A 14271-nucleotide genomic window follows, 5' to 3' on the forward strand; every position below is an offset into this window, starting at 1 on the left:
TATATTTTCCACAAGTACCTTAGTCACAAGTACCTTAGCCGCCAGTCTCTTAGCGCCTAATTGCTTAACGCCCAGTATTTTAACGACTGATGCCATTGGGACTGATACCTTAATTAATGCTAGGTAATGGGCTCATCGTTGTTAAGTTCATCGTTGTTTATTTGATAGTTGTTAAGTTCAATCTCTATAAACAACTTGCTCTTATCAAGCCTGCAATTATTTGCTTCGCTCGGTTTGCTTAACGGTATCCCAATATGCGTCTAGCTCTTCGAGTGTGTGCTCACTCATGGTTTTTGTACTTTTTTCAGCTAAACTTTCAACACCTCTAAATCGACGCTCAAATTTTTGATTCGCTTGTCGTAAAGCAGATTCAGGATTAACACCTAGATGCCGCGCCATATTGGCTACAGCAAAAAGTAAATCCCCCATTTCATCAACCACTTTAGCTTGGTAGATTTCTGGCTCAGCTTGTAAATGTTTCGCCTCTTCCATGACTTCGTCTATTTCTTCATGGACTTTAGCGACAACAGGGGCTAAATCAGGCCAATCAAACCCTACCTTAGCGACTCTTTTTTGAATTTTAATCGCACGATTTAATGCTGGAAGTGATACTGGAATATCATCAAGTAGAGAAAACTGCTGTTTTTGTTCACGCTCTGTTTGTTTAATCGCCTCCCAGGACTGTTTGACTTTTTCGGCGTTGTCTATTGCCGTGTCATTGTTTGTTGGCACAGTGTTAGTTGGCGCACTGTTAGTTGAACCTAGCTTTAGAGCGCTTTGTTGATGAAAGACATGCGGGTGTCGGCGGGTTAATTTATCGCAAATTTTATCTACTACGGTGGCAAAATCAAATAAGCCCTGCTCTTTTCCTAACTGACAATAAAACACCACTTGAAATAACAAGTCGCCTAGCTCATCTGGTAATGATGTTAAGTCGGCTTGCTCAATGGCATCAGCGACTTCATAAGCCTCTTCAAGCGTAAACGGCACTATACTCGCAAATGTCTGTTGTTTATCCCATGGGCATCCCGTTTCAGGATCCCGCAGTTTTTCCATTATGTTTAACAATGGTTGAATAATGTTTTGTGGCTGGCTTACTAGCAGGGCATCTAATTCAGCAGTATCTGGAGTTTGTGACATGGTAAATACTCTTTTGCGCGTTTTAAAAATGGGACAAACAGTAAACTAAAGCTATGAAAGAAAAAGGTGGTAAACCAGTTGATTTACCACCTTAATTAAAACGTATCACTTTCAACTAGTCGAATGATTATAACCGTCTTGCTTCAATCACACCCTCTATCTGACCAAGCTTAACTAATATTCTTGATAAGCCATCTAAATTATACAGTTCTAATTCAAGGTCGACTGCAGCAGTTTGATTTTTTTCATCCGATGTTGAGCTCATCGCCATCACATTGGACTTTTCAGCCGCAAGCACCGTTGTGACATCTCTTAACAAGCCGCTTCTATCGTGAGCGCTCACTTGGACTTTAATGCGATAACCACCTGAATAGTTCTCGCCCCAAACGACCTCCACGCTGCGCTCAGGGTGAGCACGCATTAACTCTTTAACTTGTGAGCAATCACTACGATGTACCGATACGCCGCGCCCCATGGTGATATAACCAAATATCTCATCTCCAGGAACAGGTTTACAGCAACTTGCAATGTGGCTTAATAAATTGCCTACACCATTAACTTCGACCTGACCTTTGCCTTTTCGAGCAGGCTTTGTATGGGAGCGTTTAATGATTTCTTCGACAATTTCTTGTTCTGTACTCGGCTCTTTACGCAAGCTAGTTTCAACAAAGTTGACCACTTGGTTTAAACGTAAATCCCCCCCACCTATCGCCGCTAACATGTCATCCATAGAGTTCATGTTAAAACGCTCAACCGCAACTTGAGCATCTTTAAGTTTCAGCGACACTCTTGCCAGTTCAGCCTCTAGTAATTCTTTACCTGCAACCATGTTTTTGTCACGGTCTTGTTGTTTAAACCAGTGCTGAATTTTAGAGCGTGAACGAGATGACTTAATGTAGCCTAAGTTAGGGTTAAGCCAATCGCGTTTCGGGTTAGGGTGTTTTGAGGTGATGATTTCAATTCGTTCACCGGTCTCAACTTGGTATGTAAACGGCACAATACGCCCATCCACTTTAGCGCCAATACATTTGTGACCGACATGGGAGTGAATGTAGTAAGCAAAATCCAGTACCGTGGAACCTAGCGGTAAATCGACTACCTCACCATTGGGGGTAAATACATATGCTCGGTCTTCGAAAACCTGACTGCGCACTTCTTCGACAAGGTTGCCAGTTTCAGCCACATCCTCTTGCCACAATAAAATCTTACGTAGCCAGTTAATTTTTTCTTCATAGCCACTTTGTTTACCACCAGCAGTACCTTCTTTGTACTTCCAGTGAGCTGCCACACCGAGCTCTGCATCTTGATGCATGGTTTCTGTGCGGATTTGTATTTCAACGGTCTTGCCTTCTGGGCCCACAACCACAGTGTGAATAGATTGGTAGCCATTAGGTTTAGGATTTGCGACATAATCATCGAACTCTCGCGGAATATGGTGCCACAAGGTATGCACAACCCCTAAAGCACCATAACAGTCTTGCAAGCGGTCAGTGACAATTCGCACCGCTCGTACATCAAATAGCTCGTCAAAGGTAAGATCTTTACCCTTCATTTTCCGCCAAATACTGTAAATATGCTTTGGACGACCGTAGACTTTAGCGCGAATATTATCTTTATCTAAACGCTCTTGCAGCTGAGTAACAAACTTATCGACAAACACTTCTCGATCGACACGTTTACCATCTAATTGCTTAGCAATATCTTTATAAACAACTGGGTGCAGGTATCTAAAAGAGATGTCTTCTAGTTCCCATTTGAGTTGGCCGATACCTAACCGGTTGGCAAGAGGGGCATATATATCAGCAACTTCACGCGCAATCAAAACCCGAGTTTCTTCATCGCCATTTTTGACTTCACGAAGTAAACGTAACCGCTCAGCAAGTTTTATTACTACAGCACGAACATCTTCGACCATAGCCAATAGCATTTTACGAATATTATCAATTTGCGGTTCGGCTGCACGAGAATCTTGGCTGACTTTTAGTGCACCAATGGCTTCCATGGTGACAACACTCGCCACAAGTTTACTTAAACTTACACCAAATTTTTCTTCGATATCCTCAATGGATAATATGCCTTCATCATGAACGATAAAAAGCAGTGAGGCCTGCAGGGTTTCGATGTCCATGTTTAAAGGGGCAAGAATCTCGACCATCTCTCGTGCTCGGTCAAGTAATCCACGATGAACATCTGGCGTTGCGGTTGGCAAAGCATCGAGCTGTTGAATAAGTTCCAGCAACATTTGGGCTTCTTCGGCGTTTTCTATATAACGCTTAACCCATTCATCGATATTAAAATCTGATGAATTGAAATGTGCTTCTCGGACTGAGACCATAGTAAACTTCCTTTTCGGTACTTATTTTACCCTTACAATGAAACAAGCAATATCAACAAAACTAACGCAGTGCATTTCGCCCTGCACAGATAAAAATAGTCATCTTGAGGGTTGAGTATTTTATGTCAAATTAATATTACTCAATTTACAAATTCTTACGTAAAATTCAAATTTCAGCTTATTGTTTGGCCAAAAGTGAGTTGTTCTGGGTATTGGCGACACGTAATATCAATAATAAATCATCTAGAATGAATTTAGTGTTACGTGAGCAACATTCCCCAAAAACCTTTAGCCATTAACCAAAAAATGAGCCGACTTGCTTTGGCTGGTTCAACTTAGCGAGTTTCAAATAATGCCATCGCTTCAATATGATGCGTTTGTGGAAACATATCTAACATAGTCAATTTACTTAATTGATAACCTTGCTCAATTAACACTTGACTATCGCGCGCTAAACTTGCTGGGTTACAGGATACATAGACCACTTTTGCAGGTTTCATTTTAGATAACCATTGCAAGCTTTCATATGCACCGGCACGAGCCGGATCGAGAAGTAATTTATCAATTTGTCCTAACCAGCTTGCCTCAGATAAATCAGCACTTAAATCGGCATGGTAAAAATGAATATTGTTTAATTGGTTTTCTTTCGCATTTTGATTGGCTTGAGCCACCATTTCAGGCACGCCTTCAACCCCAACCACATCTGCGGCTTGTAACGCCAATGGCAAACTAAAATTACCTACGCCACAAAACAAATCTAAAATTCGTTCATTTTCTTTAGGTGCTAGCCACTCAATAGCTTGAGCAACCATCTTTTGATTAATATCCGCATTCACTTGCACAAAATTACCAGGACTGAACTGGCACTGAACTTGGCCTTCAGCTAACCGATAAAAAGGTAATCTAATATGATTCTCAGTAATGACATCGGCTGGAGACTCATCTGCCACAAACAGAGACTGTAATTGACCTTCATTGTCTTGAGTTAGCAAATGAATCTTTTGCGCTTTGGCAAACTCGATGAGTAAATGACTATCACTTTCTTTCAAAGTTTTAGTGATGCGCAATACCGCAAACACGCCATTTTCTGCTTCAGTTAACTCCACATGCCCTAACGTTGTCTTAGCATGAAGTTGATTAAGTAATGCGGTAAACGGTGTAATTAAATTTGATAATGACTTCGCTAATACATCACATTGTTTTATTTGCACAATATTATTGCTATTGGCAGCACGGAAGCCTAATTCGAGCATTTTTGATTTCTTATTAAACAGCGTAGCTAGCCTTGCTCTTCGGCGATAATGCCAATCTTCACTGACGACAGGCTCAGTAAGAATACCGTCTTCGACATCTACTGCCAGTTTGCTCATTAAATTAGTTAAGGCAGCTTGTTTATGTTGACGTTGTGCATCTATGCTTAAGTGTTGTAAATCACAACCGCCACACTGTTGATAATGTGGACATTTTGCTTTGGCACGATTTGGTGTTTTTTCGTCTATACCGATTAATTTCGCTTTAGCGTATTTTTTCTTTTGTTCTGTTAGCTGTACCGTCACTTTTTCACCAGGGAGCGCACCAGGTATAAACACGACCTTACCATTATGCTGTGCTATACCAGCGCCAAGGTGATCAAGTTGTGTTACCGTTAAACTCAACTTAGCTGATAACTGCTTCGTTTTGTTCGGTTTTGCTTTAAAAAATTGCGCCATTTTGGCCTCTGGTATGGAATAAAAAACTGGTCAAGAGTGCTCTATTTCTGGCAATCTAGACAACATATTTGATAAAAGTCTTTAGGAATAATTACTTCACGATGAATAATGCTAACAACATGACCAAATACAGCCTCCGTTCGTGGGTGCTTGTACTTGCGTTAGCGCCTACCGTGATGGTGGGTATTCTACTTGGAAGTTACTTCACCATAAACCGTTTTTATGAACTTGAAGAAACCTTAATCGCCCAAGGCCGTAGTATTGTCGAACCATTGGCTATTGCAAGTGAATTTGGTCTTGTCACCGAAGATAGAGAAGCCACTAAACGCTTATTAGCCGCATCGCAATTAAACAACTCCTCTTTGATTCACTCTATCGCCATTTTTGATAGCGACAACCAACTGTTTGTCACCTCGCACTACCATAAAGATTTCGAAAGTATGCGATATCCACTAGCGCTGAGAAATTTAATCGCCAGCCAATATGAAACCATAGACGATACTATGGTCATTCGTGTGCCTATTTTATCCCATACCGGTATTGCGCCCAAAACCAATAACTATATTGCAACAGCCTCTCCTGCTCCGACAGGAACTAGCGTCATCAATAATGCGGAAGGTCAGCAAATACTGGGCTACATTTCAATATTATTAAACAAAGAAAATGCATTATTAGAACAACATCGGGCAGCGATAGCGGCTTTTGTTATTGTATTAATCGGGGTGCAGTTAAATCTATTTTTCACCTTTCGATTAGTAAAGCATGTGAACTACCCAATTACAGAAATGGTTCGGGTCGTCGCAAAAATCCGTGAAGGAAAGCTCGATACTCGCCTTGAAGGACAACTTATCGGTGAGCTAGATTTACTGAAACGTGGCATTAATGCCATGGCAAGCTCCTTGTCTGAATATCACGATGAAATGCAGCAAAATATTGACCAAGCGACTTCTGATCTGCGTGAAACCTTAGAGCAAATTGAGATTCAAAACGTTGAGTTGGACTTAGCTAAAAAACGGGCGCTTGAAGCTAGCAGAATAAAATCTGAATTTTTAGCAAACATGTCTCACGAGTTACGTACTCCGCTTAACGGTGTCATTGGTTTTTCTCGACAACTGATTAAAACGCCCCTGCACTCTAGCCAGCTTGATTACATCAAAACCATTGAAAGAAGTGCCAGTAACTTACTCGGCATCATTAATGACATTCTTGATTTCTCTAAACTCGAAGCGGGTAAAATGGTCCTTGAAAAAATGCCTTTTGCTTTGAGAGAAACCATTGCCGACACCATCAGTATCGTGGCGGGTAGCGCCCATGAAAAAAGCATTGAATTAGTTGTCGATATTGATGACAACGTGCCAGAAAGTGTCAGCGGTGATGCAATGCGCGTAGGTCAAATCATGACGAATTTAATTGGTAATGCGATTAAATTTACTGATGAAGGCAGTGTGATTTTAAAAATGCATTTAGTTGGCCAGCGAGATGAAAACATTACTTTGCGCTGCGAAGTGATTGATACAGGTATCGGTATCGATGAAGGCCAACAAGAATATTTATTCCAAGCTTTCGGGCAAGCTGATTCGTCTATATCTCGACGCTTTGGCGGTACAGGATTAGGCTTAGTGATTACCAAACGCTTAATCAATCAAATGGGCGGGCAAATCGGTTTTACCTCTACGCCTAATAAAGGGTCGACTTTCTGGTTTATGCTGCCGCTTGAGCTAAGTCAATTCCATATCGGTGAAGTATTACACTTAGAGTCTTTGCGGGATAAAACACTATTACTGTTTGAATCACGAGAGCTCACTCGTGATACCTTTAATCGCCGCTTTGAAGCTTGGGGAATGCATTTAACGTCTGTGGGACAACTACCACATTTAGAAACCACATTGTCTTCGAGTAAAGTGCACTACGATTATATTCTTTTAGGCTGTCATGGCTTTAAAGATAATGAGCAATTACTCAGCTTCTTAAAACTTGCTCGTGAAAAGACAGCTTGCTTGGTGTTATTGCATGACGGTATCGAGCAACAAGAAATCTTAAACCAAGGATTAAGACCTAATACGGACATACTGATGAGTATGCCGGTCAGTGACTATGATTTAGCGAATCAGTTGATACATCCACCAACGCAAACAGCGTTATTAACTGAAACATTGCCTGAAACAGTTTATGAACGTAAAAACCTTAATGTTCTGGCCGTTGATGACAACTTAGCGAACCTTAAGTTAATTGATACCTTATTGAAAGAACTCGTGGTGAATGTGGTATCGGTGAATAACGGTGATGATGCGATTAAGTATGCTAAACAACAAGTATTCGATGTCATCTTTATGGACATTCAAATGCCTGGCACTGATGGCATCACGGCAACCAAGTTGATTCGTCAAGAGTCACAAAACCGCAATACGCCAATCATTGCCGTCACTGCCCACGCAATTGCAGAAGAGCGAGAATTAATTTTAGGTAGCGGCATGGACGGTTATCTGCCGAAGCCGATTGATGAGGCAGCCCTTAAAGGAGTTATTGATCGCTGGATCAATAAACCTAAGTTTACCCATTTTGATATGCACACTTTAAATTGGGAATTATGCCTTGCTCAAACGAATCAAAAACCTGATTTAGCCCTCGAAATGCTGCAGATGTTAGTTGATTCATTGCCTGATAACGTTGTTAACATTGAAACAGCCCTTAAAACCGTCAATAGCGAACTCATGTTACAGACCGTGCACAAACTTCATGGGGCAAGTTGTTACTGTGGTGTACCTAACACTCAGAAGCTTTGCCAAGAAATTGAGTCTGCGCTAAAGCACAAAACCAGCATTGAAGATCTTGAACCAGAAATACTTGAGTTACTTGATGAGTTAACTAAGGTAGAATCAGCAGCAAATCAAGTGATATCACAGTTATCAGCGGATGTACCCAATGAGTCATAAACCCGGTTTCTTTAAACGTTTAAAAGCGTTGTCTTTACCTCAAAAGCAATTATTTGCTACCGCACTTTGCCAACGCATGTTGCCAAATTATCAGTTATTTTCTGAAGTTTGCGAATTTGGCGAGCCAAAAACACTCAGCACTGTCTTAGAGCTATTGTGGCAATCTCAATACGATAAAAAACTTAAATTTAACTATGACATTCATTTACAACGCTTAGAAGACAACACCCCTGAGCCAAGTAACTTTGAAGCATACGGAGTTTACCCAGCAATGGATGCAGCTGTTGCGTTAACCACCTTACTTGGCGGTATTCAGGGTAAAATTGAAGAAGACATTACTAACATCAGTAAATTATCTTCAAGTACAGTAGCCAACTACATTGAAGCTATCAGTGTTGATGAACTTCAAGATGAATTAAACGAAGAAGTCGTAGAAGAGTTTGTTTTCGCACATCCTGTGATGCAGGAAGAAAAAGAACTACAAGGGATGCTACTGGATATTATTGAAGCTAACCCTAAATTATCAGCTGAATTCGTTAAAGAGTTACGTAAAGAAATAGTCGACGCTGGTGTTTCTAATATTGGGATCAGTGTTCAGTAACTGAGTTTTTTGTTTGGAATATTTATTGGCAAGATTTATGGGCATTCAGCCTATAAATAAACTTTGAGTTCACTCGTTCGTGCGCTCAGAGTTGCACTTGCATCATTAACTTATTCGCCACCCCAATGACTGTCAAATCAACAATGTCATTGACTTCCAATAGACACACATAAGGAGAAGATGATGGCCAACATTTTAACTCCCCTTATTGCTGTCTTTGGCATCATGTTGCTAGGCTTTATTGTTCAAAAGCTTAAAGTGCTTCCTCATGATACCGACTTTACATTAAACGAATACGTCTATTACGTGGCGTTCCCCGCTATTTTATTCATTGCGTTAGCCGAAACCGATATACATGAGATCATGCAATGGGGCTTTATTGCGGCCTTTGGTATTGCAATGGTTGTGACCTATTTCATTACGGTGCTCATTTCATCTATCGCAGATAAAAAACAACCAGCACTAGCCGCTATCAGAGGGTTAAATACCAGCTTTGGTAATACCGCATTTATTGGTATTCCACTAATGATGATGCTTTATCCAGATAACAATCACGCAATCACAGCTGCTGCTATTGCGAGTTTGTTATCTGTCATTATGTTTGCCTTTGCAATGGTCAATATGGAACTTGCCATCAATAAAAAGCAAAAACGACACCCTGTGCTTATTATGTTGAATGCGTTAATTAGTAATCCCATTGTTATTGGTTGCACTTTAGGAGTCATGGCATCAGCTTTGTATATCCCAATTCCTGATAGCATCAGCATGATGATGAGGTTAATTGGCAATACCTCAAGCCCATGTGCGCTGTTTGCGATTGGTATGGTTCTCGCTAAAGCAATGCATGGAGGTACAGAGCCTGAAACACCACCTCACCATCTTGCAATCGAAATGGGCATATTAAATATACTTAAACTCGTGATTCAGCCATTAATTGCTTATGGTTTACTACGCTATTTTAATGTCGATAACGAGTTACTTATCATGGGGGTCATCTTAGCTGCATTACCAACTGCAGCAAGTGTTTACTTACTCGCACAGCGTTATCAAACCTATGGGTTATCGAGCGCTAAATGCATCTTGATTAGTACCCTTGCCACCTTTATTAGCCTTCCCCTGATTGAACAATTACTTGAACAGCTCAACTAAATACTCAGCTTCTTGCTGCTAATAACTTCCACATAAATACAACTCAAAAAAATTAGCAACCAGCACTTTACTGTATATAAAAACAGTGTAGACTGTTTATAAATACAGTGGTTTGGTGTTTCTTTACACAGGGATTGATTATGCTTTGCCAATTAAGCATTAATAATTTTGCGATTGTACGTTTTCTTGAACTTGACTTTAAAGCCGGAATGACCAGCATCACGGGGGAAACTGGTGCCGGTAAATCTATCGCTATCGATGCGCTAGGCCTATGCTTAGGCAATAGAGCCGATGCCAATACCGTTCGCCCTGGGGCAAACAAAGCTGAAGTTTCTGCACGTTTTTCGCTTGAAGATGTGCCGTATGCTAAACGCTGGCTTGAAGATAATGATCTTGATGTCGATGAAGAATGTATTTTACGTCGAACGATTAGCGCCGACGGTCGCTCTAGAGCCTACATTAATGGTAACCCTGTCCCACTCACTCAACTTAAAGCACTAGGACAATTATTTGTCGGAATTCATGGGCAGCACGCTCACCATGCCATGCTTAAAAGTGAGCATCAACTTACCTTACTCGATAGCTATGCCAACCACAGTATCCTTATCGACAATGTCAGTAAAAGCTATCAACGCTGTAAGCTCATTGAAAATGAATTAAAACAATTACAGTTAAACCAACAAGAGCGTATTGCCCGCAAACAACTTCTACAATACCAAGTCGAAGAACTGGACGAATTTGCTTTAAAGCCAGGTGAATTTGAGCAAATAGAGCAAGAACACAAACGCTTGGCTAACGGCAGTGATTTAATTGAAAATTGTCAATTAACGCTTCAATTGCTTAGCGAGGACGATGAGCACAATATTGAGTCCTCATTAAATCGGGTGATAGGTTTTGCCGATCAATTACAATCATTTGATCCAGCATTGCAAAGTGTTGCAAACATGCTCAATGAAGCCTTAATTCAGGTACAAGAAAGTACCAGTGAAGTTCAAGACTATTTAAGCAAAATAGAGCTAGATCCTGAGCATTTTGCATTTTTGGAACAACGTATTTCCAAAGCCATGCAACTGGCAAGAAAGCATCATGTTCAAACAGAGCATTTAGCTGAACACCATCAAGCATTAGCCATAGAATTAAAAGAGCTAAATAACGATGCAACCCGACTAGATGAGATTCAACAGCAAGTTGACGACAGTAAACAAGCTTATATTAAAAGCGCTCAAAAACTCAGCCAAAGCCGCCTTCGCTATGCAAAAGAGCTTAATAAACTTGTCACTCGCTCGATTCATGAATTGAATATGCCTAAGGGTAAGTTTTCTATAGAAGTCAATTTTAACCCTGACATTCAATCTGTTACTGGTAGCGATCAAATTGAATTTCAAGTGACCACTAACCCAGGACAACCCCTTCAACCGATTGCAAAAGTCGCTTCTGGTGGTGAGTTATCACGTATTGGTTTAGGTATTCAAGTTATTACTGCGAAAAAAGTTGCCACGCCGACACTCATATTTGATGAAGTCGATGTCGGTATTTCTGGGCCAACTGCAGCTGTTGTAGGACGTATGCTGCGCAGTTTAGGGGAATCTACTCAAGTTATCTGTGTGACCCATTTACCTCAAGTTGCAGGTAATGGTCACCAACATATGCTGGTGAACAAGTTTAGTAAAAGTGGTGGCACTGAAACACAAATGAAACCCCTTGATAAAGAGCAAAGGATCAGTGAATTAGCTAGGTTATTAGCTGGTGATGTTATTACAGAAAACACACTTGCTAACGCTCGAGAGCTACTTCAATAGCTAAGATAGTAAAATGCGCACTAATCACTAAAAAGCCCACCAATTGGTGGGCTTTTTAGTGATTATCAATCAAGACTTATACGAAATAATAGATAAGCTGCAGACAGATTAATGCAAAAAAGCCTGCTAAAACATCGTCAATCATAATACCAAAGCCGCCATGCACTTTGGCATCTAGCCAACGAATAGGCCAAGGTTTCAAAATATCAAAAAAACGGAATAGTGCAAAACCAATGACTAACCATATTAAGCCCGCTGGGGCAGCTATCATGGTAATCATTAAGCCAGCAACCTCATCCCAGACAATGGCGCCATGATCATGGACTCCCATGTCTTTGGCTGCTTTATCACATATATAAAAGCCAATAAGCGTACTTAACACAGTGATAATAATAAATGCGGTTAAGCTAAGGTGCCCCATTAAGTAAACTAATGGCACTGCTGCTAATGTACCGAAAGTGCCGGGGGCTTTAGCTGCTAACCCACTGCCAAACCCAAGTGCTAGGAAATGCACTGGATTTTTAAGTGATAATTTTTTTACCGCTGGATCGTTTGATAATAGATTCATTAAAAGTGCTCAAAACTTTTTAGGTCTAGCTCAAATGGTTCGCCATTGGATACCAACCTTAATTTATCACCCGCGCATATTTGCCCAATTTTGACAAATTTAACACCTGCGTGAATTAAGGCTGTATCTAAAGCGCCCCGCTGTGCTTCTGGTACAGTGAAAAGAAGCTCGTAATCTTCGCCCCCAGTCAAAGCATAATTGATTGCTTGCTCTGGCCCCACTGAGCCAACCAATGAAGTCGATAACGGTAATTCATTGACATCAATGACGGCTCCAACGTTTGAAGCTTTTAATATATGAGCAATATCGGAGTTAAGACCATCAGATAAATCAATTGCACTGGTTGCTAATGAACGCAGGGCTTGTCCAGCCAAGATCCTTGGCGTTGGATGATAATGGCGATTAATCAAAAACTCTTTAAACTGAGGGTCAACATCTTGCTTACCTAGCAAAATATCCAAGCCTAATGCGGAATCACCTAAGGTACCAGTGACATAAATCCAGTCACCGATTTTTGCACCACCACGAGTTAAGGCTTTACCGGTAGGAACTTGACCATGGATCGTGATATTGATACTGCGTGGACCACGAGTAGTATCACCACCAATCAAGCTCACACTATAGTATTCCGCAGCTTCAAACAGCCCTTCACTAAACTGCTGTAACCAGTCGTTATCAACATCAGGCAAGGTTAACGCCAGGGTCATCCAAGCGGGATCTGCTCCCATTGCAGCTAAATCAGATAAGTTTACAGCCACTGATTTATAGCCTAACTCATGCGCAGGCATTGAAGGTAGGAAGTGAATATTTTCTACGAGGGTGTCACAAGAAATTGCAATAGATTTGTTTTCAGCTGGCTGTACTAATGCACAGTCATCACCAATGCCGAGATGAACATCACGACGCTTCTGACCTTTATCACGGAAAAATTGTTCAATAAGTTGGAATTCTTTCACGATAAAATTGGTACGGTTGCCCGCCCACCTACTGTTATAGAAATCGGTAAGCCATACAAAAACGGTATCCGAAGATACCGTTTTATTTATTACTTACGAGTAACAAGCTTATCTAGCATACCATTGACAAACTTATGACTGTCATCGGCACCAAAGGCTTTCGCTAATTCGATACCTTCGTTGATAGCCACTTTAAATGGCACATCTTTACGATAAGTGAGTTCATACGCAGCTAAGCGCACAATGGCTTTCTCAACTGGCGATACGTCTTCAATATCACGATCTAAATGTGGCTTTAAAAGCGCATCAAGTTGAGTCGCTTTTGTTGCTACACCTGATAGCAACTCACGAAAATAAGCTACATCAACACCGTTAATGTTTTGCTCAGTTAAAAATTCGTGTTCAACGTCAGCAACGTTATTTTGGCTTAACTGCCACGAATAGATAGCTTGAACAGCTAAACGGCGTGCCTTACGGCGCTCTGAAGGCTTCATTACTTTTCCTACTACTATACCAACTGTTGTTCTAATTCTTGCAGAACATTAACCATTTCAAGTAGGCCAAGGGCAGCTTCAGTACCTTTGTTACCTGCTTTAGTACCAGAGCGCTCAATTGCTTGCTCAATGGTATCTGTGGTTAACACGCCAAATGAAACAGGAATATCAAACTCTAAAGCAACTTGAGCTAGACCCTTATTACACTCGCCTGCAACTAAATCAAAATGCGGAGTACCACCACGAATCACAGCACCAAGTGCAATGATACCGTCAAATTTCCCACAAGCAGCAACACGTCGTGCAGCCAGCGGTAATTCAACAGCGCCAGGAACACGAACAACAGTAATGTTGTCATCTTCAACCTGACCAAAACGTTTTAGTGTATCTATTGCGCCATCAAGCAGACTCTCAACTAAGAAACTATTGAAACGCGATACAACGATCGCCACTTTGGCATTTTTTGCTTCGATATTACCTTGAACTACGTTCATTATCTTACCTAAATTAGCTAAAGCACCCAGCTCTGGGCAAAAGTGGCGGTATAATACCACAGCAAAATGCCCTGAGTCCTGTGCAATTAATGA

General features: G+C 41.0%; 11 protein-coding genes. 4 read left to right on the top strand and 7 right to left on the bottom strand.

Annotated features, from left to right (window positions below):
- Positions 1 to 216: 216 nt before the first annotated feature.
- From mazG to rlmD, 3 genes are all read right to left on the bottom strand, one after another.
- Positions 217 to 1056 carry a nucleoside triphosphate pyrophosphohydrolase gene (mazG, locus tag AB4128_RS09810; RefSeq protein ID WP_372037657.1) on the bottom strand — a complete coding sequence of 280 codons (840 nt, stop codon included), beginning with the start codon at positions 1054 to 1056 and terminating at the stop codon, positions 217 to 219.
- 211 nt (positions 1057 to 1267) lie between these two features.
- Complete coding sequence (relA, locus tag AB4128_RS09815) at positions 1268 to 3475, bottom strand: GTP diphosphokinase (protein WP_372037555.1); 2208 nt, start codon at positions 3473 to 3475, stop codon at positions 1268 to 1270.
- 335 nt (positions 3476 to 3810) lie between these two features.
- The gene (gene rlmD, locus AB4128_RS09820) at positions 3811 to 5184 is read right to left on the bottom strand and encodes a 23S rRNA (uracil(1939)-C(5))-methyltransferase RlmD (RefSeq protein ID WP_372037556.1); all 1374 of its coding nucleotides are present in this window, start codon (positions 5182 to 5184) and stop codon (positions 3811 to 3813) included.
- A 101-nt stretch (positions 5185 to 5285) separates the two neighbouring features.
- Between rlmD and barA the strand changes: the two genes are divergently transcribed.
- The 4 genes from barA (at position 5286) to recN (ending at position 11666) form a co-directional block, all read left to right on the top strand.
- Complete coding sequence (gene barA / locus AB4128_RS09825; protein ID WP_065108625.1) at positions 5286 to 8117, top strand: two-component sensor histidine kinase BarA; 2832 nt, start codon at positions 5286 to 5288, stop codon at positions 8115 to 8117.
- Positions 8107 to 8718 carry a YjaG family protein gene (locus AB4128_RS09830; protein WP_065108626.1) on the top strand — a complete coding sequence of 204 codons (612 nt, stop codon included), beginning with the start codon at positions 8107 to 8109 and terminating at the stop codon, positions 8716 to 8718. The genes barA and AB4128_RS09830 overlap by 11 nt, the downstream gene beginning before the upstream one ends.
- A gap of 183 nt (positions 8719 to 8901) precedes the next feature.
- Positions 8902 to 9867, top strand: a complete 966-nt coding sequence (locus tag AB4128_RS09835; RefSeq protein ID WP_065108627.1) for an AEC family transporter — start codon at positions 8902 to 8904, stop codon at positions 9865 to 9867.
- 140 nt (positions 9868 to 10007) lie between these two features.
- Positions 10008 to 11666 (top strand): DNA repair protein RecN, encoded by a 1659-nt coding sequence (gene recN, locus AB4128_RS09840; RefSeq protein ID WP_192021381.1) that lies wholly within the window; start codon positions 10008 to 10010, stop codon positions 11664 to 11666.
- Between the two features lie 76 nt (positions 11667 to 11742).
- Here recN and AB4128_RS09845 read toward each other — a convergent pair whose 3' ends face one another.
- From AB4128_RS09845 to ribE, 4 genes are all read right to left on the bottom strand, one after another.
- A complete protein-coding gene (locus AB4128_RS09845) occupies positions 11743 to 12234 on the bottom strand; it encodes a phosphatidylglycerophosphatase A (RefSeq protein WP_065108629.1) in 492 nt (163 codons plus the stop codon).
- Complete coding sequence (thiL, locus tag AB4128_RS09850) at positions 12234 to 13190, bottom strand: thiamine-phosphate kinase (RefSeq protein WP_055023758.1); 957 nt, start codon at positions 13188 to 13190, stop codon at positions 12234 to 12236. Before thiL ends, AB4128_RS09845 begins: the two co-directional genes overlap by 1 nt.
- An 89-nt stretch (positions 13191 to 13279) precedes the next feature.
- Complete coding sequence (nusB, locus tag AB4128_RS09855; RefSeq protein WP_055023757.1) at positions 13280 to 13684, bottom strand: transcription antitermination factor NusB; 405 nt, start codon at positions 13682 to 13684, stop codon at positions 13280 to 13282.
- A gap of 14 nt (positions 13685 to 13698) precedes the next feature.
- Positions 13699 to 14178, bottom strand: coding sequence for a 6,7-dimethyl-8-ribityllumazine synthase (gene ribE / locus AB4128_RS09860; protein ID WP_055023789.1), 480 nt, complete (start codon positions 14176 to 14178; stop codon positions 13699 to 13701).
- Between the last annotated feature and the right edge of the window lie 93 nt (positions 14179 to 14271).

Origin of the sequence: Shewanella sp. 10N.286.52.A9 (genome assembly GCF_041468985.1) — a bacterium.
GTDB classification, from domain to species: domain Bacteria; phylum Pseudomonadota; class Gammaproteobacteria; order Enterobacterales; family Shewanellaceae; genus Shewanella; species Shewanella japonica.

Bases quoted from the DNA above. Each gene is read 5' to 3' on its own strand.
- mazG (WP_372037657.1), bottom strand. From the start codon at position 1,056: ATGGAAAAACTGCGGGATCCTGAAACGGGATGCCCATGGGATAAACAA.
- relA (WP_372037555.1), bottom strand. From the start codon at position 3,475: ATGGTCTCAGTCCGAGAAGCACATTTCAATTCATCAGATTTTAATATC.
- rlmD (WP_372037556.1), bottom strand. From the start codon at position 5,184: ATGGCGCAATTTTTTAAAGCAAAACCGAACAAAACGAAGCAGTTATCA.
- barA (WP_065108625.1), top strand. From the start codon at position 5,286: ATGAATAATGCTAACAACATGACCAAATACAGCCTCCGTTCGTGGGTG.
- AB4128_RS09830 (WP_065108626.1), top strand. From the start codon at position 8,107: ATGAGTCATAAACCCGGTTTCTTTAAACGTTTAAAAGCGTTGTCTTTA.
- AB4128_RS09835 (WP_065108627.1), top strand. From the start codon at position 8,902: ATGGCCAACATTTTAACTCCCCTTATTGCTGTCTTTGGCATCATGTTG.
- recN (WP_192021381.1), top strand. From the start codon at position 10,008: ATGCTTTGCCAATTAAGCATTAATAATTTTGCGATTGTACGTTTTCTT.
- AB4128_RS09845 (WP_065108629.1), bottom strand. From the start codon at position 12,234: ATGAATCTATTATCAAACGATCCAGCGGTAAAAAAATTATCACTTAAA.
- nusB (WP_055023757.1), bottom strand. From the start codon at position 13,684: ATGAAGCCTTCAGAGCGCCGTAAGGCACGCCGTTTAGCTGTTCAAGCT.
- ribE (WP_055023789.1), bottom strand. From the start codon at position 14,178: ATGAACGTAGTTCAAGGTAATATCGAAGCAAAAAATGCCAAAGTGGCG.